This is a genomic window from Rheinheimera pleomorphica (assembly GCF_011634895.1).
In the GTDB taxonomy this organism is placed as follows: domain Bacteria; phylum Pseudomonadota; class Gammaproteobacteria; order Enterobacterales; family Alteromonadaceae; genus Alishewanella; species Alishewanella pleomorphica.
The window spans coordinates 43,054-62,439 of sequence record NZ_SIRR01000032.1; the positions used below are offsets into that span (position 1 = coordinate 43,054).

A 19,386-nucleotide genomic window follows, 5' to 3' on the forward strand; every position below is an offset into this window, starting at 1 on the left:
TTTTCTGAGACACGCCATAAACCGTCCATGGGGCTCGATTCCGGCCATCCATGGCCTCCAACGGTCTCAGAAAAAAGTACATCCGTATCCGCTACTACTGCTTTTTTACGTAGCCGGGCGTTACTTCAAAGGCAGACGCGGATGTACTTTTTTGGCGGACCGTCTTTTTCAGGGATGAAAAAGAGGAGCCTACAGGGATGTATTTACGGCGTGTCCGACGAAAAATGTACGCAGCGGCTGTCGGTGCAGAACAATACTTGTAAATTAAGGTAGAAAGATGAACCTGCAAAACAAAACCATCGTAATCACTGGCGGCGCACAAGGCTTAGGCCTCGAAATGGCCCGCATGTGCGCAGCTGAAGGCGCCAAACTGGCATTAATCGATATGAATGCCGACCAGTTAGCGGCTGCCAAAGCCGAGCTGGGTGTGAGCACCACAGTACAAACCTATATTGCTAACGTGGCCGATGAACAGCAGGTTGAAAGCACCTTTGCCCAAATTGACAGCGATTTTGATGGCATTGATGGCTTGATCAACAATGCCGGCATTTTACGTGACGGCTTATTGCTTAAATACAAAGACGGCGAGTTGCAAAGCAAAATGTCGCTGGCACAGTTCCAGTCGGTGATTGATGTTAACTTAACCGGCGTGTTCCTGTGTGGCCGCGAAGCCGCAGCGGCTATGGTAAAGCGCGGCACTAAGGGCGTGATTATTAATATGTCCAGCGTAGCGCGGGCCGGCAATATGGGCCAAACCAACTATGCTGCCTCTAAAGCCGGTGTAGTGGCGATGACAGTCACCTGGGCGCGCGAATTGGGCCGCTTTGGTATTCGCGTAGGCGCCATAGCGCCGGGCGTTATCCGCACGGCGATGACCGATGCAATGAAACCCGAAGCACGCGATCGTTTAGAGAAAATGAAACCGGTCGGCCGCTTAGGCGAAGCCAGCGAAATTGCCCACACCGCTAAATATATATTCGAGAATGACTTCTTTACCGGACGGGTAGTGGAAATCGACGGCGGCATTAGTATGTAATCGCCTGATTATTTACACCAAAGGGCGCTGCGGCGCCTTTTTTATTGTTATGATAATCGGTTTTTTCAAATTTATTTAAAATGTTTTTTATTTTGCTCCTGTGTTTTTTTAGTGTTTATTTTATGGTGTTTATTGTTTTGTTGCTGTGTTTTGCTGTTGTAAGGTCTTGTTTATTTTAGGTTGTAATAATAACTCGGTAGATGTCTGAGGATTTACTATACTTTGTCGTGCTCGGTGTCTGAATTAAATGTGAGCAGATTATTTCACTATTAAAAGGATATTTAAGATGAAAAAGATTCTGATAGCACTTTTGAGCATAGTGTTCAGTTGTACCCTGCAGGCAAAAGATAGGCTGGAAGTGTACAAAGATTACGATCTGGGTACGGAAATAATGACTATTACCACCGTTAAGGTGGACCCGAATATGGGTGATGTTTACCTAGCCGGTTTAAAGAACAGCTGGATAAAGGCGGTAAAGTTGCAGAAAGAGTTGGGTTTTATTAAAGACTGGAAAATATACGGCAGTGATCTACCTAACAGTGGTGAGTTTAATATGCTGTTAGTAGTGACATTTAATAGCAGTGCTGATCTGGAGCCCAGCAAAAAGAAATATGATGCCTTTATGAAAAAATGGAGTGAGGCAGACGAGAAAATGTCAAATGAAACCGCGGCTAAGTATCCTGAAGTAAGAACGCTGACCGGTGAGTATCAAATGCGTGAAATTATGATGAAATAAATTGTATTTTAGATGTGATTTATTTTTGCTGTGCAGTCTGCTATTGAATAAGCGCCCTGAACAAGGTTTCATGGGCGCTTTTTTAGTTTAAAATTAGTGGTTTGCCATAAAACCGTTGATAAAATCCAGCACATTTTGCCTATCTACCCGGAATACGCCACCCGTGCCGCCACAAGACCCGTTCAAGCCAAAGGAGGTTACCCCGGCAATAACCATACTGTTGCCAATAAAGTTAGGGCCTCCAGAGTCACCAAAGCAGGTACCGCCGGTAGAAGCGTTATTCGATAGTAGCAACGAGAAGTCGCCGGTAAAACCCGGCACATTAGATTGGATCAGCCAGGGGTTTGAGCGCATTCTGACACGCAGCCCGGAGTATGGTGCATTGCCGGTAGGATCTGAAGTGATGCGCTGCAAACCATAGCCGACGGCAGTGAAGCTGCTAAAATTGCGACCAGATTTAATTAAGTCGTTGCTATTTAATGTAGGCAGTTGGCCGTATTGCCCGATATCCAGAGTAACTGGCATTGCCAGTTTAACCATGCCGACATCATTACGGACAAAAGAGGCGGTCGGGTAATCCGGATGTGTCGCCCAGGCTGCTGCTTCAACGGTATTATTGCCACCGCCAAAGGGGTAATTGTTATCGCCGTTTTGCACATCTGACTCGGTAAAAATGCGAATGCCACTGACAACACCGGGCATACCAGTGCAATGTCCGGCGGTTAACACAAATTGTGGCGTAATCAGGGTACCACTGCAGCGCCAGGCCGGTGAACCATTCACATCCATAATAAGCAGCACAACGGCGGGATGTTGGTCGCCATCCAGCTCACCGTGCGTTATTGCCAGGGTGGTGCCCGACCAGGTTAATGCCACGGCAGCAATCGCGGTGCAAAGGTGTTTCCATGTTCTAAATTCCATTAGTTGTACTCCCTCTACTTTAGTTTGACGAGATGACCAGCATACTCAGAGGAACTACAGCCAGCCTCACTGCCGGTGTTGTGGAACAGACAGAAATATGGTTGCAGCTTGTTATTCTGTCAAATGTCGGCTGAGGGCTGAAATAACCGGGGTTGTAAAAGAACATGACGGAGTCAGCGATACTTAACGCTGATGCTGTTTTGATTTAACCTGGAAGTAAAATAACCTGCATACTGTTTAAGAAGCTATGCCATTTTATTCTTAAAACCAGCTTAGTTAGCTAAAGAGATTATCAGTAGCGACGGCATTAATATCCCGGCGCTGTGGTAAATCAGTAGTGGACATTTGGCCAGCAGCACTGGCACAGTATAGCGACATTCACGTCTGGAAAATCTTAACCAAAACAATGGGGAACCCACAATGAAAACCAGCCTGCTGCTCGCCACGTTGTTATTAACGCCAACGCTTGCCCTGGCGGATGACAAAGCCGAACTTACTGCACTGTTAAGCGAGTTTTTAGACGGCGCTACCCGTAACGATGCCGCTATTCATAATAAATACTGGGCTGATGAGCTTATTTATACCAGCTCTGGCGGTACCCGCTTTGGCAAAGCTGAGCTGATGCAAAGCGTTAGCAGCCGCGGCATGTTAAAAGCCGATGAAATTGACACCGTGTACGACAGTGAAGACGTACGCATTATGCAGTACGGTGATACCGCGGTAGTCGCCTTTGTGCTGGTGGCCAGAGCTGGTGTTGATACCAAACGTTATTTAAACAGCGGCACCTTTGTGCGTAAAAATGGCCAATGGCAGGCGGTAAACTGGCAAGCGACCATTAAAGCGGAATAACAGCCATAGCGCAGCGGTTTAAGCATTAAGGAGCCTATTTTGCCGCATTGTATTATTGAACACTCAGACGCATTAGATGCTAAAGCACTGCTAAAAGCGGTATTTGCTGGCGCATCACAATCCGCGCTGTTTGAGCCGGGCGGCACAGACATTAAAGTGCGGGCCCAGCCTTACCAGCAACATATCAGCGGTGCCGAGCATCGCGATTTTATCCATGTGCAGCTAAAAATTTTAAGCGGCCGAAACTTAGCGCAAAAACAGCATTTGTCGCAATGCGTGCTGGAGCAGTTGCTTAAGCTTGAGCTTACAAGCTGCTCGCATACGGTCGAAGTGATTGATATCGACCGTGCCAGCTATGCCAAAAAGGTTAGCTAAATGCAGATCAAACTAGATGATTTATCCGGCGGTGAAGTCATTACCTTGCTGCGAGAGCATCTGGCCGATATGTACGCCACCTCACCGCCAGAGAGTGTGCATGCGCTGGATGTTGACGCGCTCAAAGCCAGTAATATCTGCTTTTTCAGTGCCTGGCAAGGCAACGGCTTAGCCGGTTGTGTCGCCATTAAAGCGCTGGATAGCCAGCTGGCCGAGCTAACATCAATGCGCACGGCAGCAGCTTTTCGCGGCGAGGGCGCGGCTAACATGCCATGTTGAACTTGACTAGTGTCTAACCCCTTCTTATATTCGTTTATCGTCGAATAACGATATTAGTATTTATCAGCACGCTAAATTCAGTCTCCAATGATCAACTGGCCGCTATCGCCAAAGCGATTGCACATCCTGCCCGCATACAAATTGTCCGTCTGCTGCTGAGCAAGCCGTCCTGTATTGGTGGTGAAATCACCAGTGAAGTTGGTCTTGCTCAATCAACTGTGTCGGAGCACTTGCGCATATTAAAGGCGGCAGAAATCGTTATCGGTGAAATAGAACACCCGCGAGTGTGTTACAGCCTTAACCGTGAAAAGTTATTGCCGCTACTGGATTTGTTACAGCAAATTGCCAGCAGTCAGGTATCACTATCGGCGCGGCTGTAAGTTCTCAGAGTAAGGTTAGGTACTAAAGGTATTGAGTAAATTATGGGTATTTTTGAGCGGTATTTATCAGTTTGGGTGGCGCTATGTATTGCTACCGGTGTTGTGCTTGGCAACCTGATACCGGGTGTGTTTCAGGCCATAGCGGCGATTGAATACGGCCAGATTAACTTAGTGGTGGCACTGCTGATTTGGTTAATGATTTATCCGATGATGGTGCAGATAGATTTTGGTGCAATTAAAGATGTGGGCAAAAAGCCTAAGGGCATTGTGCTTACGCTTGTGATGAACTGGTTAGTTAAGCCTTTTACTATGGCTGCGCTGGGTTGGTTGTTTTTTAAGGTGTTCTTCGCCGGTTGGGTTGACCCACAAAGTGCCAATGAATATATCGCCGGTATGATTTTACTTGGCGTTGCGCCCTGTACCGCGATGGTGTTTGTCTGGAGCCAGCTGACCAAAGGCGATGCCAAACACTGATGCCAACACATGAACTAGAGCAAAAAGCCACCATCAAAGCTGAGTAGGCCTCATCTACAATTTGGACGCACTCAGAATGATAAACGTACGCCCACGTTCAATGTGGTGATTTTTCCATACTCGTAGCCTGTAACCAGCGCGATGTTGGGGTGGAAATGCCAGCGCCCGTTTACACCGATAAGAACGTCGGACTCAAAGGGATCTGAACCGCTGGACGCGACGCCACCAACCGCGGTGTAACGCGCATGGCCCTGCAGATGTAACGTCGGCGTTGCTGCCCAGATAACGCCAAGCTCCGCACCAGGGCCGCTGTCGTCAGCGTCGACATCCAGATTGAAACCTGCAGCGCGCGCATCCTTGAACTCGAGCTGATCAAGGCTTAGCCGACCGTAGTAAGCCAGGCTTTTCGAGACCGGGTATTGGTAACCCACGCCAATGCGCCAACGCACCACGTCGTACTCACCGGCAACAGTGTCGGTGCCGCTACGGATCTCAAGCTCTTGGCCAAGTGAGGCATACTCGCCAAACAGGTGCAGCTGATCGGTTAACTGCCACGCCCCACCAATAAATGCACCGCCATCAGCATCGCTTTCAACATCAAGTGGCACGCTCCCCGTGACTGCGCCGGATGTCTCAATGTCGTTGACAAAGCCGCCGACAATACCGCCTTCGATGTAGGTAAAGCCAATATCTCTCGCATGCGCCATCGCCGGTCCAGCCAACGATACTGCAATCGCTACCATGATCATTCTGTTTTGCTTCGACATTTGTGTACCCTTAATTCTGAAAAAATGCGTTTTGGCCGTATTCGCCGTAAGCGATTTCATTGGCGTTGGCGTCTTTAACGTATGACCGCAACACCCGGATCAATATAGCCAGCTCATTCGATTCAATCAAAGTGCCACTTTGTTGAGGACGACCTGGTGGATAGTGACGTGACTGCTGAGTTGGTGGGTAGCTGCGAGTTGGTCAGCGGTGCCCACGAGCTTGAGCTTAGACTGACCGGTGGCCTGATTAAAGGCTTGAATAATTAAAATAAAAAGTGAAAAGAGCGGTGTTACCGCCACTTTTTATTTGTACACTGACGATACGTTTTTCAAAGGGTTACCTAAGATGGAAATTCATCTCGATGATTTATCCGGCGGTGAAGTGATTGCTTTACTACATGAACACCTGGCCGATATGTACGCCACCTCACCGCCAGAGAGTGTGCATGCACTGGATGTTGACGCGCTCAAAGCCAGTAATATTTGCTTTTTCAGTGCCTGGCAGGATGGCGAGTTAGCCGGTTGTGTCGCCATTAAAACACTGGATAACCAGCTGGCCGAGCTAAAATCAATGCGCACGGCAACAGCTTTTCGCGGCAAGGGTGTAGGGCAGGCGTTATTGCAGTTTGTTATCGAGCATGCCAAAGCCCAGGGTTTTAGCGCACTTAATTTAGAAACAGGCACCCAGGACTATTTCGCCCCGGCCAGAAGCTTATACCGTAAGTTTGGCTTTAACGACTGCGGCCCCTTTGGCCAGTATAAGCCAGACCCACACAGCCATTTTATGACGCTAACCTTACGCGACTAAAAACATCTGAGCCAAAAGGAGAGCCCAATGCACTTTTTGCTAATATACGACACCGCACCGGATTACCTGCAACGACGTGCTGAGTTTCGTTCAGCGCATCTGGCACTGGCCTGGCAAGCGGCACAGCGCGGCGAATTGCTGCTAGGCGGCGCCGTCGGCGAACCGGCAGACAGTGCCCTGCTGCTGTTTAACTGCGACAGCGCCGATATCCCCACCAACTTTGCCAAAGCCGACCCTTATGTACTCAACGGCCTGGTAACGAGCTGGCAGGTTAAGCCCTGGCATACGGTAGTGGGCGAGGGCGCGGCTAACCCGGTAAAGCCCTTTGCTCAGACTTAGTTTGCCTATTGAAATAAAGATTTGGATTGCAAATGAATAACCATGCTAACCGTGACTTAAACTTAGTGATGTACGCGTTGTTTCATGTGAGAAGCCTGGACGATGTGCGTGCCAATAAATATATGTACAATATTTACGGCCAATTTACTCGTGAATTTGATAAAGCGACGCAAGAAAAGGTGGTTAATGCGATACAAAAGGCCTTGGACAATGGAAACCTTAGTGATTTCTACACATTACCCAATTTACCTGGATCCGATGAATTCAAAACTGAGTACCTGAAAATTGTGTTGGGTCATTTTAAAGATGCCATGAACTGACAATAGGCGCCAGTTAGACAGCATTCGTCGTACATTTTTGCAACAACAAAACGCTGATATAAGCGGCGGCACAACAAGGAGCAGTAATGCTGGTTAAAGGAAAAATTACCCAGTGGGATGATGATAAAGGCTTTGGTTTTATCCAGCCGCTGTTAAAAGGCGAGCGGGTGTTTGTGCATATAAAAGCGCTGCAAAACCGTTCGCGCCGGCCGGTGATTGGTGAGGTGGTTACTTACGCCATCGCTAAAGATGAGCAAGGCCGCTTGCAGGCGCAGCAGGTCACCTTTGACGGTGAAAAACGCAAAATTAAAGCCGCAAAAAGCGCTACAAAGTGGCCGCTGTGGTTTGTACTGGTGTTCGCTGCAGTGTTGAGCGCAGCTGTTGCTATGGCCAAACTGCCACTTTATGTGCCGCTGCTTTACGTCGGGCTGAGTGTCTTTACGTTTATGGCTTACTGGCTGGATAAACGTAAAGCGCAGACAGGAAGGTGGCGTACGCCTGAGTCTACCTTGCAATTTATGGCGTTGCTGGGCGGTTGGCCCGGCGCTTTACTGGCGCAAAGTTATTTGCGGCACAAGTCACAAAAACGCGCGTTTCTGATGGTGTTTTATTTTGGTACTTTGTTAAATCTGATTGCTCTGGTCTGGTTACACAGCCAGCATTTGCTGCCAGTGGGTATTGGCGGATAGTAAAGCGAAAAACGCTATAGATAGGCATTGACCTTAAAGCGTGGTTCAACGTTAGCCTGCACTTATCTGATAGTAACAGTAAAGTGTGGAGACGTTTATGAACATTATTAACCGCAAAATAATCGCAGGCGGCTTGCTGCTGCAGGCGTTATGGCTGCCAGCTGGTTATGCGCGGCAAACGGATGCCCAGAGCATTATCGATATAGCCGGCCATCAGGTGCCGGTAAAAGCGGGCGGCTTGTATGACAAATACCGCTCCAACCCGCCGTTATCAGTGATTGCTGAGCAGGCGCCGGATATCGATCTGAGTTGGTTTAACACCATGGAAAAAAGCCGGGTTAATATTGGCTTTAGCTCTTATTCACCCAACTTTTATTATAAAAACAGCCGCATTACTGCGGTGTATACCGCCGATTTAGCGCAGCTGCGTGCTTTAATGCCGCCGCAGATTTTGCAGCAGGTGACACCGTTACAAATTTGGCCCGGCCGGGGCCTGATAGCGCTGACCGCCTATGCTTATCATTATTGTGACAACGACAGTTATAACGAAATTGCCTTGTCGGTGATCACGACAAAACCGGGAAATCTGCACCTTGGGCCGTTAAGCCTGCTGCGCCAATCACTAACCGATGACTACTAGGGCTATGTGTTAAAGCTGCCGGTGAATACCGAGCTTGCCAGAGTAAGGGGTATTGTGGGTTATAATTTACCGAAATGGACCACCGCTATTGATTATCAGCAGCATACCGACAAGGTGGTGGTGAGTATTGCCGATGCACAGACTGGCGCTACCGATTTTACTATTGAAGCTGCAGCACTGCCGGTGAAAACGGAAGATTTCCCGGTCGTCAGAAATAGCTTTGTTAATCTTGATGCAAGCGGCGCAGTTACAACAGGTTATGCCTTATCACGCTTGCAGTTATTTGCCGACACGTCGGATGAGGATGCAGTAAAACTGACGTTAACGGATGGCAGCTTATCGCGCTATATCAGGCAACTAAAGTTAGGTAAGCTGATGAAATATGAATATGTGCCGGAATTTCAGAGTGCACTTTATGCCCCGGTTACGCTGCAGCAAGCGCAGGGTGGCGAAAATTGGTAGGTAAAAATCAGAGCCGGGTTTGGAGGAGCAGATCAGATGAAAATAGGTGAACTGGCCAAACGCACTGGCTTGGCCGCGTCTAAAATCCGCTTTTATGAGGATATTGGCTTGCTAAAGCTGGTACAGCGCAAAGCCAATGGCTATCGCAGTTACCCGCCGGAGGCCGAGCTGGCGCTGAATTTAATCGTCAAAGGCCAGCAGGCCGGTTTTAGCCTGGACGAGCTGCAAAAGCTGGTGCCTGCCAACCTGGATGACTGGCGCCATGACGCGCTGCTTAGCGCCTTAAAAGGTAAAATAGCCGATATTGACGCGCTGCAGCAGAAGCTGGCGCACAGCAAGCAGCAGTTACTGGGTGTACTGGCTGAGATTGAAGCTAAGCCTGATGATATGGCCTGCGCCGATAATGCCCGCCGTGTCATAGCGCAAATAAGTACAGAGAAAAAATAGCCGCTAAAACCGCTTGACCTTAAAGTTTACTTTAACCTTACAGTGGCTGCTGTAACCTAACAGGAGCCACGTTATGAGCCTATTTACCCCCCTTACCTTACCCAACGGCAGTGTTATTGCCAACCGTATTGCCAAAGCGGCGATGGAAGAGAATCTGGCGTCTGCACAGCATACACCTTCAGAGCGATTATTCCGCTTGTATCAGGCCTGGGCTGATGGTGGTGCCGGGCTAATTATCTCCGGTAATGTTATGGTAGATCGCACAGCGATGACCGGCCCGGGCGGCGTGGTGCTGGAAGATGATACCGCGCTGGACAGTTTTAAGCGCTGGGCCGCCATTGGCCAGAGCGGCGGTGCGCAGTTCTGGCTGCAAATTAATCACCCCGGCCGGCAGATGCCGGCCAGTCTTGGCCAGCCAACCTTTGCACCGTCAGCGGTAGCACTCGACCTTGGCAAGCTGTCGCATTATTTTGCCCCGCCGCAACAGATGACGAGCGCTAAAATTCAGGATGTTATCCGACGTTTTGTTAACACCGCCAAACTGGCCGAACAGGCCGGTTTTAGTGGGGTACAGGTACATGCCGCTCATGGTTATCTGCTAAGCCAGTTTTTATCGCCACTGACCAACAAACGCACTGATGAATGGGGGGGCAGCCTGCAAAACCGCGCCCGTTTACTGGTTGAGATTGTTAAAGGCATTCGGGCACAGGTTAATCCGCGCTTTGCTGTTGCGGTAAAACTTAACTCGGCTGATTTTCAGCGCGGCGGTTTCAGCACAGAAGATGCGCATGAGGTGGTTTTGCTGCTGAATAAATTAAAGGTAGATCTGATTGAATTGTCCGGCGGAAGCTATGAAGCTCCCGCGATGCAGGGCACTGCACGGGATGGCCGTACCTTAGCGCGCGAAGCCTACTTTCTTGAGTTTGCTGCCAGGCTGGGTAAAGTCGCCACTATGCCGGTAATGGTAACCGGCGGTATTAAACGCCTGGCTGTTGCGCAACAGGTTATGGCAGGTGGCGTCGATATGGTGGGTATAGCAACAGCACTTGCCATCGCACCCGACTTGCCGCTTAAGTGGCAGCAAGGCAACGCGATAGTGCCACAGCTGGCAGCAATTACATGGCGTAACAAACCCCTGGCATCTTTAGCAAATATGGCGCTGGTAAAGTACCAGCTTGGTAAACTCAGTGCTGATAAAAAGCCAAAACCCGATGTATCACCACTTTGGGCGCTACTAAAACAGCAGCTTGCTGATAAGTGCCGTACACGGCGCTACCGTAGCTGGCTGGAAAAACACTGACAGCTGTTGCTACAACACCTCGCGCTCTTTGGGCCGGCGCCTGGGGATAACCTCCGGGTGCATTTCTTTTAACTGGCCAAGGTAGCGTTTAAAGCGCACCGTCAGCTCTTCGTCCAGCTCACTTCTGGCCAGCAGCTTTACCGCCGCGCGCACATAGCGCTGGCTCTGCTCGTTTACCCTGGCACCTTTAAGCATGGTTTGCATCAGGTTGATAGCGATGGTGGGGTTGGTGGGCATATAATCGAAAGTTTCAGCAAAGCGGTCAAAGGCAGTGTTAAAGTCGTTTTGCTGATAGGCGTCGGTGGCTTCAGCATTAATGATTTTTAGTTTGGCTTTTAACGCCTCGTGCCGTTTTTGCTCCATTTCCAGCATAATGCGCTGGGTTTCCGTCAAAAAGTCATCACGATCGAGAATATGTTGCAGTTTGTCGATATACACCTGACTGGCGTATAAGTCGCCCAGTTCAAAATAGGCTTTGGCGGCGTCCATACAGCTGTCGATAGTTATATTTTGCTGATATGACAGCGGTATTTCGCCAATCAGTTGCTTAGCGTCGGCCAGTTCGCCTTTGGCTGCCAGAAAACGGCTGCGCAGTATGGTAATTTCAGCTTTTAACTTACTGGCATCGAAGCGTTTAGCCAGATGATCGACAATTTTGGCCGCGTTATTAATGGTAACAGCGCGCTCCAGTACATTACCGCAATAGGCGGCGTCGACCAGGCTGCGCGCCTGGTTCAGGTAGTTTTCGGCAATATCGTTTACCGAATGTCGCGCTGTGGCGACTATTTTGGCGTTAATGCGCGCAGATGCCGGCTTATCGCCAACAATGGACGCCAAATTGGCTAATGTTTTTAAACGGGTAATGTTTTTCGGCGACAGCAGCGCCGCTTCATATAAGGTGTCGTGGGCAATTTCAAAACGGCGGTATTTCACATATAACCGCGACAGCCAGTCCAGTGCTTCTACTTTGGTTTCATCAAATTGGGTTAAGTCGGCCAGTTGCAGTTCGGTGTCGTCCCAGCGCTGCTGATAAAAACAGGCAACGGCATGGCCCAGCCTGGCCCAGGCCAGGTTTTTTTGCCGTTGCAACAGCTGCTGATAAAACAGCTCGGCGTCAGCGTAGTGCTTTAGTTTGAGCAGCAGTTCACCTTTGATGCGCAAGGCGGCATTGGCAAACTCTGGCTTAGCGGCAACGGCGTTATCACATTCAGTGATGGCAGTGTGATAATCCTGCTCAAACAGGCTGATATAAATTTTACGCAGTGCAATGCGGCTTTTTATCGCCCGGCTGATACGCAGCTCCAGTTGCTGGTAAGTAAAGGGTTTTAGCAGGTAGTCATCGGGTTGTAGCTCTATCATGCCGTGTACGGTTTGGCGCTGGTTTTCTGCGCTGATCATAATAAAACAGCTAAGCGGCGCTAACAGCTGCTGCGCTTTTAAGGTTTCAAACAGCTGATAGCCGTCTTTGCCTTCGCCAAGATTAAAGTCACTGAGAATAAAATCGAACGGGATCTGCTGGCATTTGCCGATGGCCTCGGCGGCGTCCCGTGCCAGGTGGATGGACTGAAAACCAATTTGCTGCGCCATGGCCTTAATGGAGGTGCGCACCGGGGCACAATCATCAATGATCAAAATTTGTTTACAACTAAAAAAGCTGGCGTCCATGGCATTACACTATCACGGCAATTATTAGCCCATACTAGAGGAGAATAGGCTGTAGCGTAAAGTACTGTGTGACTAATCCAGCCGCTATACTTTAGCGTACCAATTGCAGTGTTAAGCAAGCCAGCGGAGCAAAACTATGCCATACCATCGCGTTGCACATTTAAACCATCAGGATGTTCGTATTAACGAGCTGACCATACACTCGTTTGAAATGGGCGTCTATCTGGCCGAAGCCGACTACGACGGCCGGCGTGCCTTTTTGGTGGATGATGAAAATAAACCGCAGCAATTTCAAAGCGTTGAGCAGGTAAAGCAGGCGCTGGACCGTTGCACTATTTATCAGGCGTATTTAGTGCATCAGTCGGCCTATGATGAAATGTGCGGCGGCCCGGATAAGGTGGATAACACCTTAAAAGTGCCGCTGTATGTGCAGGGTGTTGCCTGAGTTAACGGATCGCTTGATACAGCCGTTGCCACATGGCGGCATTTTGCTGTTTTAATGCCGCAGCCTTGGCTGTAACCTCTGCGCTTAAGCTGGCTTTGTTATCCAGCAGCTGTTGCAGTGCGGCCAGTAAGCTTTGCTCGCTAAGCTCGGCCACGCAGTAATCGGCCATGCCAAAATCTGCCATCATGGCGTGATATTTATGGCTCCAACTGGTCGCAATACAGGGCACGCCCTGGCTAAGCGCGTTTACGGCGCCGTGAAAGCGCGAGCTTATTGCCAGCGCTGCTTTACCGATAAAGGCTTTTACCGCCAGCGGATCGTCAATTTGTACGATAGTGCAGGGGGCTTTTGCAGCAATTTCAGCGCAAAGCTGTGCATCTTCTTTGCCTTCATGGTTTACCAGCACACACTGCAAGCCGTCAGCGGCCAGTTTATTGGCGGCAGCGGCAAAGGCATTGATATAGCCACTGCGCAGTTGCTCGGCACCGGCATGGTTAAATTTAGACACCACTTTGTTGTTGGGGATCAGGGCGGCATAAGGGCCGCTGATCTGTGGCAGCTCGTCATTAGGGCGCGGTGTCAGGCTAATGGTGAAATCCGGCGTTAGCACGACGGAATCTGGTAAATTGGGCACACAGCTTTGCAGATGTTGCAAGGATACCGGGTCGCGGACAAAAATAAGCTTGGCGTGCTGGATAATATCGCGCATCGCCGCTTTGCTATGTTCGCTGTTAAAGGGGCCAAAGGCTTGTGGCATAAAGACAAAAGGCTTGCCAGCCTTGGCAAAGCGTACCACTTCTTTGGCGGTATTTTGCAAAAAGCGCAGTGGCCACTGCTCGCCATAGGCAAAGCCGCTGGCTTCGAGCACCAGATCAACCTGACGCTCGCTTACCATGCCGTAGCGGTTAAACAGCCGTTGTACGGCGCCGGGTAACTTGCCAATTAACGGGCTGATATCCACCCCGCCGCGGCGAAAAGACAACTTTTGCCAGGCACCTAAGCGGGCGCGTTCAACATAAGGCAGGTTAGGGCCGGGCGACAGCACCAGTTCAACCGGTTGTTTAATGCCTTTTAAGCCTTCCAGACAGGCCAATAGCATTAAGTAAGCACCTTTATTGCGAAACTGTACGCCTTTAATCTCAACGAAAAGTGGTTTGCTCATAAAAAAACCTTGTTAATTGCTGCGCCGACGCACAGTAATAAGTTGCCACAGTTGGCCGCGGGTACTTCTGGCCAAAAACAAAAAAAAGAATGATGCATAGGCATAGGATATTAACGTGGCCCAGGCCGCGCCTACTATGCCCATTGACGGAATAAGCCAGAGGTTTAAACCAACATTAAGTGCCGCCCCTACCGCATGGCTAAGCAGTGACAGCGGCTCTTGTTCAGTAATAAGTAAATGCTGGCTGATGAGATAACGCACAAAAATAAAACAACCGGCCCAGATATGGATCCGTAGCACCTCGACGGCGCTGGCAAACGTATCACCAAACAGCAGGCTGATGATCCAGGGTGCCAGCAGCGACATTATTAGCGCTATGGCAAACGCCATACTAAAAAACAGCAGCGCAAAGCGGCGCAGTTTTAGGTAATACGGTGCCCAGCCCTGCTGATGGGTGCGGATCATATCCGGGTAATAACGCGCGGCTAAGGTGGCCGGAAACACATACCATAGTTCGGATAAACGGCTGGCAGCGGCATAAATGCCGGCCTGCTCTGTGCCGGCGATGGCGCCTATCATGACGATATCAATTTTCAGGTAAATGACCGATACAATGCCGGATAACCAGAGCCAGGACGAGCGTTTAAGCAGTTGTTTCGCCTGCGTAAAATTAAACCAACGTGGATGATAAGGCGGCCAGCGTGTTTCACCGTCTTTATAGGGTTGATGTTTGCGCCGGTACAACAGGTATTGCGCCATACCGACCACAAAAAACTCGATACCGGTTAACAGCAGCAAACTGGCAATACCAAAACCGCTGTATAGCAAGGCCAGCTTAGCGCTGAAGCTAAGCAGCGAAATGGCCGATTTGACATAAGCCACACTGCGAAAGGTGCCCTGATAATTTAAATAGAATTCAAACAGCAAAAAACCAAAAAACGTTTGTAGTAAAAACAGCACTGGAATAGCAATAGCGGTATGGCCGCTGAACATGGCAGGGTACAACAGGTAAAACGCCAGCAGCATCAGGCTGCCGCCAAGCAAACCCAACGCCAGACGCATCGTGATAGCGCTGTACAGCATGGTCATGGCATCAACGCCGTGATCATGCTTTACCATCTGACGTACCACGATGTTGTTCAAGCCTAAGCTGGTGATAGGCACTAAAAATGCGCTCCAGGCCATGACGATAGAATACACGCCCAGCTCGCTGGCACCGAGCATACGGGCAACAAACACGGTAAGCACGGCACCGGCCGCCAGCTTTACCAGCTTGTCTCCCAGCATGGCAGTGGCGCGGGCCAGCAGAATTTTTTTCAGCAGTTTCACTACTTTACTACCCTAGGTATTGAACGGCGTAGCCGCTTATGGCGCAGGTGCGAGATAATACGCCAGATATGCTGCAGCAGATACAGATAGCCGGCAAAGAGGATTAAAAATAGCAACAGCATCAGCCAGTCTGGTAGCAGCAGATATTCGCCGATAATACCGATACTGGCGAAAATACAGGACAGCGCCGTAATTAAGGTCAGCGATTCGCGCGAACTTAAACCCAGGCGCAGCGAAATATGGTGCAGATGCTCGCGGTCAGCCTGAAACGGTGATTGGCCTTTGCGAATGCGCCTTAGCATAATGGCAATCATGTCCATCAGCGGAATGGCAATGATCCAAAGCGCAGTGACCGGGCGAAAACTGGCGCTTTCACTTTGGGTGCCGATGATCAACAGCCAGATCACCGACAATCCAATTAACATACTGCCGGCATCGCCCATAAAAATACGCCGTCCGGGTATCAGATTAAGGTTACACGCCAGGTAGGGTAGCAGTGCCAATGCCAGCAGTAATGCCAGGGCGGCATATTCCTGTTGGCCCCACAGCGCCATAAAAATAGCGATAGTACTAAAGCTGACCAGGCTGAGCATACCAGCCAGACCGTCTATACCATCGGTCATATTAAAGGCATTAATGGCGGCAATTACGGCCAGCAGCGTAACCGGTAAGCCCAGCACGCCAAGCTCAATCACACCCAGACCAAACAGGTTGCCCAGACTGGATAGGTGCAAATCCAGGCTCCAGGTCATGGCTAAACCGACCAGTGTTTGTACCGCCAGACGTAGCTTGACGCTTAAATCCAGATAGTCATCAAATACGCCCAGCAGCATAATAATGCCGCTGCAGGAGAGATAGTAAAAAGGTTGCACATTGCTATCGGCAAACAGCAGCAGGGCCGTTGCCAGGCCGCAATAAGTGGCAATACCGCCGATTAGCGGCACCGCCCCCTGATGCTGCTTACGCCCACGCGGAATGTCCACCAGGCCAACGCGCACTGATACCGGGTACAGCAGCCAGATGGCCAGCGCAGAGGTAAATAAAGCAGTAACATAAAGCAGAGTGTGTTCAGGCATTTACCTATCCTGTAGTGATTGTGCTGATACCGGTATTCAGCCGGGCGTCAGCTACAACAGGTTATATCTGTCAGGGTTAAGTTTCTGGCGCAATGCGCTATAAACTAAGTGTTTTTTTTACTAACAACAAGTATTGTACACAGCCATGCCGGCTGTCAGGATGAATTTTCAGCGTGCTAAGCATTAACTCTAACATTCTTATTGTCAGCAATATGGGGCCCAAGCCATCCTCACCGTTTCAGGGCAAGTTTGTGCATAATCAGGTATGGGCGCTGGCCGCGCTGAATCCCGGTTATCATTATATGCGCTGGCATAGTGACTCTTTGCTGAATAAATTTTTGAAATATCCGGTTTTTACGCTGGATTTTATCTGGCGTTATGTTTTAAGCCGCCGCCGCTTTGATATTGTTCATGTGCATTTTTTCTATCCGACGATTTATCTGGCGTTGCTGTATAAAGTACTGCGTAATCGCAGGGTGAAAATTGTTGTTACCTGCCACGGCAGTGATATTTATAAATATCAGCCGCCGGGCAGATTATATCGCTGGTGCGCGTCTAAGGTTGATCAATGGATCTTTGCCAGCAAAGCCCTGGCGCAGCATTTTAGCCTGCCAGCGCCACAGGCCAGGGTGTTGCCGGCCGGCATTAACGAGCTGTTTCGCCAGGCAGAGCCTTTGAGCTGGCAACAGAAAAGCATAGATGTGTTGTATGTGGGCAGCCTGGATCAGAACAAAGGCATGGACCGGCTGTTGGCGTTGCTGCCGGTGCTGCGGGATAAAAAAGTGGTGCTGGCAGGCGCAGGCCCCTGGCTGGAAAAGTTACAGCGCTGTGCGCAGCAGTTTCCGAATGTGCTGGTGGTAGGGCCAAAAGACAGCGCCGCATTAAAGCAGTTATATCAGCAGTCGCGTTGCCTGATAAGCTTATCGCGCCACGAAGCCTTTGGCCTGGTAATGGCGGAAGCCATGGCCTGTTATACGCCGGTCATTGCCACGGACACCGATGGCGCAAAAGAGCAGCTAACACATGGTGTTAATGGCTTGCTGGTCAGCCAGCAGGGCGACGAAGCGGAGGTCATAGCGCGGTTGACCGGCGCCTTGCAGCAGTTTTTTGCCTTGTCAGAGCAGCAGTATCAGTTACTGCAGCAGCAAGGCCGTGCCGGTGCTGAACAATACTTGTTGGCAGCGGTGGTGACAGAATTACAACATCTTTATCAGAGCGTGGTGCGATGAGTAAGCCAAAAATGGCAGCTGGGCAGATAGCCGAAGTGAGTGTCGGGCCGGTGCAGGTATCGGCCTTTGCCGATATGACGCAGTTGCTAAAATTTATTGTGAAAGATGATGGCAGTGTGTACGCCGGTTCAGCCATTGCGATTAACCCGGAAAAAGTGCTAACGGCGATGCGCAGCGCCGACATTGCCGATGTGATCCGCGCTGCTGATATTCGCTATGCGGATGGCATAGGCGTGGTAAAAGTCATGCGTAAGCGGTTAAACAGCAAGGTGCAGCGCATTCCCGGCTGTGAGCTGTGGCAACAGCTAATGCTGCGGGCGGCGCAGTATCAGGTGCCGGTGTTTATTGTTGGCGCTAAACCTGAAGTAAACCTGCAAACGGCCGACAAGCTGCGTGGCCAGCAGGTTAATCTGGTGGGGGCCGTCGATGGCTATTTTACTGATGAAGCAGCGCTGATTGCGCAAATTAAACAAAGCGGCGCCCGTATTGTCAGTGTGGCCATGGGCTCGCCAAAACAGGAGCTGCTCATTCAACGGATCCGGGCGCAACACCCCGAGTGTTTTTATATGGGCGTGGGCGGGACTTATGATGTGTTTACCGGCAATGTGAAACGGGCACCAGCGCTTTGGTGTAAGCTGAATCTGGAATGGGCGTATCGTTTATTGAGCCAACCCAGCCGTATTGGCCGTCAGCTTGGTTTATTGCGTTACCTTTGGTGGTACTGGACAGGTAAAATTTAGGCAGGTAGCAAGAATGACAGCACAACACTTACCTCTGATCAGCGTTTACATGCCAACCTATAACCGGGTGCAAATGGCCATTCGGGCTATCGAGTCGGTACTGGCTCAGGATTATCCACATATTGAACTGCTGGTGGTTGACGATGCGTCTACCGATGATACCTGGCAGGTGCTGACCAACAAATATATTAACGACGAGCGCATTCGGTTTTTCCGCCAAAGTACAGGCCAGGGCGCCTGTGCGGCACGTAACCGGGCGATTGCTGAGGCCAAAGGTGAATTTGTCACTGGTATAGATGACGATGATGAGTTTTTACCTCACCGCTTAACCAGCTTATATCTGGCGTACGATGATAAATACAGCTGCGTCTGTTCCGGTTATATCTGGGATTATGGCAGCGTGCAAAAACGGCTGTTTGCCAGCAGGCAGGTGGTGGCGCTACCCGAGCTGCTGGATTTACACACGCTGTCAAATCAGGCCTTGGTGCGCCGCGAGCGTATGCTGGCGCTGGGCGGTTTTGATATTGGTTTGGCGGCGTTTCAGGATTATGACATGTGGGTGCGGGTGGTGCAGGCCTATGGCCCGGCACTGCGTATCGCCGAGCCCAGCTATAAAGTTAACGTCGGCCATGAGTTGGGACGCATTACTAACTCACCCAAGCGGCTGGATGCACATAAACAGTTTGTTGCTAAACACCGCGTGCATATGAGCGAGCGTAACCTGCAAAATCAGATGTTTTATCGGCAGATGATGGAACAAATACCGCTTTCATTGCCGCAACTGCTCAGCAGCAGCCGCTATGGTCTGGTTACGCTGAAATGGCGCTACTATCTGAAACATAAACTGGGGCTGCTTAGCCGCTGGCGCATTAAAGTGTTTAGTAAGGGCATTAGCGGGTTGTTTAAAAAATAATGCAG

Annotated in this window: 24 protein-coding genes and 1 pseudogene; 19 read left to right on the forward strand and 6 right to left on the reverse strand. The window is 50.1% G+C overall.

Annotation, left to right across the window (positions count from 1 at the left end; translation table 11 throughout):
• Positions 1-277: 277 nt before the first annotated feature.
• Both EYB30_RS18175 and EYB30_RS18180 read left to right on the forward strand, forming a co-directional pair.
• Positions 278-1,036 carry an SDR family oxidoreductase gene (locus EYB30_RS18175; protein WP_166840959.1) on the forward strand — a complete coding sequence of 253 codons (759 nt, stop codon included), beginning with the start codon at positions 278-280 and terminating at the stop codon, positions 1,034-1,036.
• A gap of 286 nt (positions 1,037-1,322) precedes the next feature.
• Positions 1,323-1,772 carry a hypothetical protein gene (locus tag EYB30_RS18180; protein WP_166840961.1) on the forward strand — a complete coding sequence of 150 codons (450 nt, stop codon included), beginning with the start codon at positions 1,323-1,325 and terminating at the stop codon, positions 1,770-1,772.
• Positions 1,773-1,865: 93 nt separating this feature from the next.
• On the opposite strand, the gene EYB30_RS18185 is transcribed toward EYB30_RS18180, so the two are convergent.
• Positions 1,866-2,693 carry a S1 family peptidase gene (locus EYB30_RS18185; protein ID WP_166840963.1) on the reverse strand — a complete coding sequence of 276 codons (828 nt, stop codon included), beginning with the start codon at positions 2,691-2,693 and terminating at the stop codon, positions 1,866-1,868.
• A gap of 420 nt (positions 2,694-3,113) precedes the next feature.
• On the opposite strand from EYB30_RS18185, the gene EYB30_RS18190 reads away from it, so the two are divergent.
• The 5 genes and pseudogenes from EYB30_RS18190 to EYB30_RS18210 form a co-directional block, all read left to right on the forward strand.
• Positions 3,114-3,542 (forward strand): nuclear transport factor 2 family protein, encoded by a 429-nt coding sequence (locus tag EYB30_RS18190; RefSeq protein ID WP_166840965.1) that lies wholly within the window; start codon positions 3,114-3,116, stop codon positions 3,540-3,542.
• Between the two features lie 39 nt (positions 3,543-3,581).
• Positions 3,582-3,917 carry a 5-carboxymethyl-2-hydroxymuconate Delta-isomerase gene (locus tag EYB30_RS18195; RefSeq protein ID WP_166840967.1) on the forward strand — a complete coding sequence of 112 codons (336 nt, stop codon included), beginning with the start codon at positions 3,582-3,584 and terminating at the stop codon, positions 3,915-3,917.
• A complete protein-coding gene (locus tag EYB30_RS18200) occupies positions 3,918-4,196 on the forward strand; it encodes a GNAT family N-acetyltransferase (RefSeq protein WP_206674688.1) in 279 nt (92 codons plus the stop codon).
• A 104-nt stretch (positions 4,197-4,300) separates the two neighbouring features.
• The gene (locus tag EYB30_RS18690; protein WP_277816745.1) at positions 4,301-4,576 is read left to right on the forward strand and encodes an ArsR/SmtB family transcription factor; all 276 of its coding nucleotides are present in this window, start codon (positions 4,301-4,303) and stop codon (positions 4,574-4,576) included.
• A 42-nt stretch (positions 4,577-4,618) separates the two neighbouring features.
• Positions 4,619-5,047: pseudogene (locus EYB30_RS18210) on the forward strand (arsenic resistance protein); the annotation flags it as partial.
• Positions 5,048-5,121: 74 nt separating this feature from the next.
• On the opposite strand, the gene EYB30_RS18215 reads toward EYB30_RS18210, so the two are convergent.
• The gene (locus EYB30_RS18215; protein ID WP_166840970.1) at positions 5,122-5,817 is read right to left on the reverse strand and encodes an outer membrane beta-barrel protein; all 696 of its coding nucleotides are present in this window, start codon (positions 5,815-5,817) and stop codon (positions 5,122-5,124) included.
• Positions 5,818-6,163: 346 nt separating this feature from the next.
• Here EYB30_RS18215 and EYB30_RS18220 point away from each other — a divergent pair, with 346 nt between their 5' ends.
• The 8 genes from EYB30_RS18220 to EYB30_RS18250 all read left to right on the forward strand — a co-directional run bounded on the left by EYB30_RS18220 (position 6,164) and on the right by EYB30_RS18250 (position 10,822).
• Positions 6,164-6,625 carry a GNAT family N-acetyltransferase gene (locus tag EYB30_RS18220; protein WP_166840973.1) on the forward strand — a complete coding sequence of 154 codons (462 nt, stop codon included), beginning with the start codon at positions 6,164-6,166 and terminating at the stop codon, positions 6,623-6,625.
• A 27-nt stretch (positions 6,626-6,652) separates the two neighbouring features.
• Positions 6,653-6,964 (forward strand): YciI-like protein, encoded by a 312-nt coding sequence (locus tag EYB30_RS18225; protein WP_166840978.1) that lies wholly within the window; start codon positions 6,653-6,655, stop codon positions 6,962-6,964.
• 32 nt (positions 6,965-6,996) lie between these two features.
• On the forward strand, positions 6,997-7,284 hold the full coding sequence (locus EYB30_RS18230; protein WP_166840982.1) for a hypothetical protein: 288 nt from the start codon (positions 6,997-6,999) through the stop codon (positions 7,282-7,284).
• 86 nt (positions 7,285-7,370) lie between these two features.
• Complete coding sequence (locus EYB30_RS18235; RefSeq protein WP_166840985.1) at positions 7,371-7,973, forward strand: DUF1294 domain-containing protein; 603 nt, start codon at positions 7,371-7,373, stop codon at positions 7,971-7,973.
• A gap of 97 nt (positions 7,974-8,070) precedes the next feature.
• Positions 8,071-8,613 carry a hypothetical protein gene (locus tag EYB30_RS18595; protein WP_206674689.1) on the forward strand — a complete coding sequence of 181 codons (543 nt, stop codon included), beginning with the start codon at positions 8,071-8,073 and terminating at the stop codon, positions 8,611-8,613.
• A 54-nt stretch (positions 8,614-8,667) separates the two neighbouring features.
• Positions 8,668-9,075, forward strand: coding sequence for a hypothetical protein (locus EYB30_RS18600; protein ID WP_206674690.1), 408 nt, complete (start codon positions 8,668-8,670; stop codon positions 9,073-9,075).
• Positions 9,076-9,111: 36 nt separating this feature from the next.
• Complete coding sequence (locus EYB30_RS18245; protein WP_166840989.1) at positions 9,112-9,522, forward strand: MerR family transcriptional regulator; 411 nt, start codon at positions 9,112-9,114, stop codon at positions 9,520-9,522.
• Between the two features lie 73 nt (positions 9,523-9,595).
• A complete protein-coding gene (locus tag EYB30_RS18250) occupies positions 9,596-10,822 on the forward strand; it encodes an NADH:flavin oxidoreductase/NADH oxidase family protein (RefSeq protein WP_166840992.1) in 1,227 nt (408 codons plus the stop codon).
• A gap of 9 nt (positions 10,823-10,831) precedes the next feature.
• Here EYB30_RS18250 and EYB30_RS18255 read toward each other — a convergent pair whose 3' ends face one another.
• On the reverse strand, positions 10,832-12,487 hold the full coding sequence (locus EYB30_RS18255; RefSeq protein WP_166840995.1) for a tetratricopeptide repeat-containing response regulator: 1,656 nt from the start codon (positions 12,485-12,487) through the stop codon (positions 10,832-10,834).
• A 136-nt stretch (positions 12,488-12,623) separates the two neighbouring features.
• Between EYB30_RS18255 and EYB30_RS18260 the strand changes: the two genes are divergently transcribed.
• Entirely contained in the window at positions 12,624-12,932 is a 309-nt protein-coding gene (locus EYB30_RS18260) for a DUF6482 family protein (protein WP_166840998.1), read from the forward strand.
• A 1-nt stretch (position 12,933) separates the two neighbouring features.
• Here EYB30_RS18260 and EYB30_RS18265 read toward each other — a convergent pair whose 3' ends face one another.
• From EYB30_RS18265 to wecA, 3 genes are read right to left on the reverse strand one after another with little or no spacing between them, the layout of a single operon-like run.
• On the reverse strand, positions 12,934-14,094 hold the full coding sequence (locus tag EYB30_RS18265) for a polysaccharide pyruvyl transferase family protein (protein ID WP_166841001.1): 1,161 nt from the start codon (positions 14,092-14,094) through the stop codon (positions 12,934-12,936).
• A 12-nt stretch (positions 14,095-14,106) separates the two neighbouring features.
• Positions 14,107-15,423 (reverse strand): flippase, encoded by a 1,317-nt coding sequence (locus tag EYB30_RS18270; protein WP_166841004.1) that lies wholly within the window; start codon positions 15,421-15,423, stop codon positions 14,107-14,109.
• Positions 15,423-16,499 carry a UDP-N-acetylglucosamine--undecaprenyl-phosphate N-acetylglucosaminephosphotransferase gene (gene wecA / locus EYB30_RS18275; RefSeq protein ID WP_166841007.1) on the reverse strand — a complete coding sequence of 359 codons (1,077 nt, stop codon included), beginning with the start codon at positions 16,497-16,499 and terminating at the stop codon, positions 15,423-15,425. The genes EYB30_RS18270 and wecA overlap by 1 nt, the downstream gene beginning before the upstream one ends.
• Positions 16,500-16,672: 173 nt before the next feature.
• Here wecA and EYB30_RS18280 point away from each other — a divergent pair, with 173 nt between their 5' ends.
• The 3 genes from EYB30_RS18280 to EYB30_RS18290 are packed head-to-tail and all read left to right on the forward strand — an operon-like array spanning position 16,673 to position 19,381.
• Complete coding sequence (locus EYB30_RS18280) at positions 16,673-17,728, forward strand: glycosyltransferase family 4 protein (protein WP_206674691.1); 1,056 nt, start codon at positions 16,673-16,675, stop codon at positions 17,726-17,728.
• The gene (locus EYB30_RS18285) at positions 17,725-18,468 is read left to right on the forward strand and encodes a WecB/TagA/CpsF family glycosyltransferase (RefSeq protein WP_166841010.1); all 744 of its coding nucleotides are present in this window, start codon (positions 17,725-17,727) and stop codon (positions 18,466-18,468) included. The genes EYB30_RS18280 and EYB30_RS18285 overlap by 4 nt, the downstream gene beginning before the upstream one ends.
• A gap of 13 nt (positions 18,469-18,481) precedes the next feature.
• Complete coding sequence (locus tag EYB30_RS18290) at positions 18,482-19,381, forward strand: glycosyltransferase (protein WP_166841012.1); 900 nt, start codon at positions 18,482-18,484, stop codon at positions 19,379-19,381.
• The last annotated feature ends 5 nt before the right edge of the window (positions 19,382-19,386 follow it).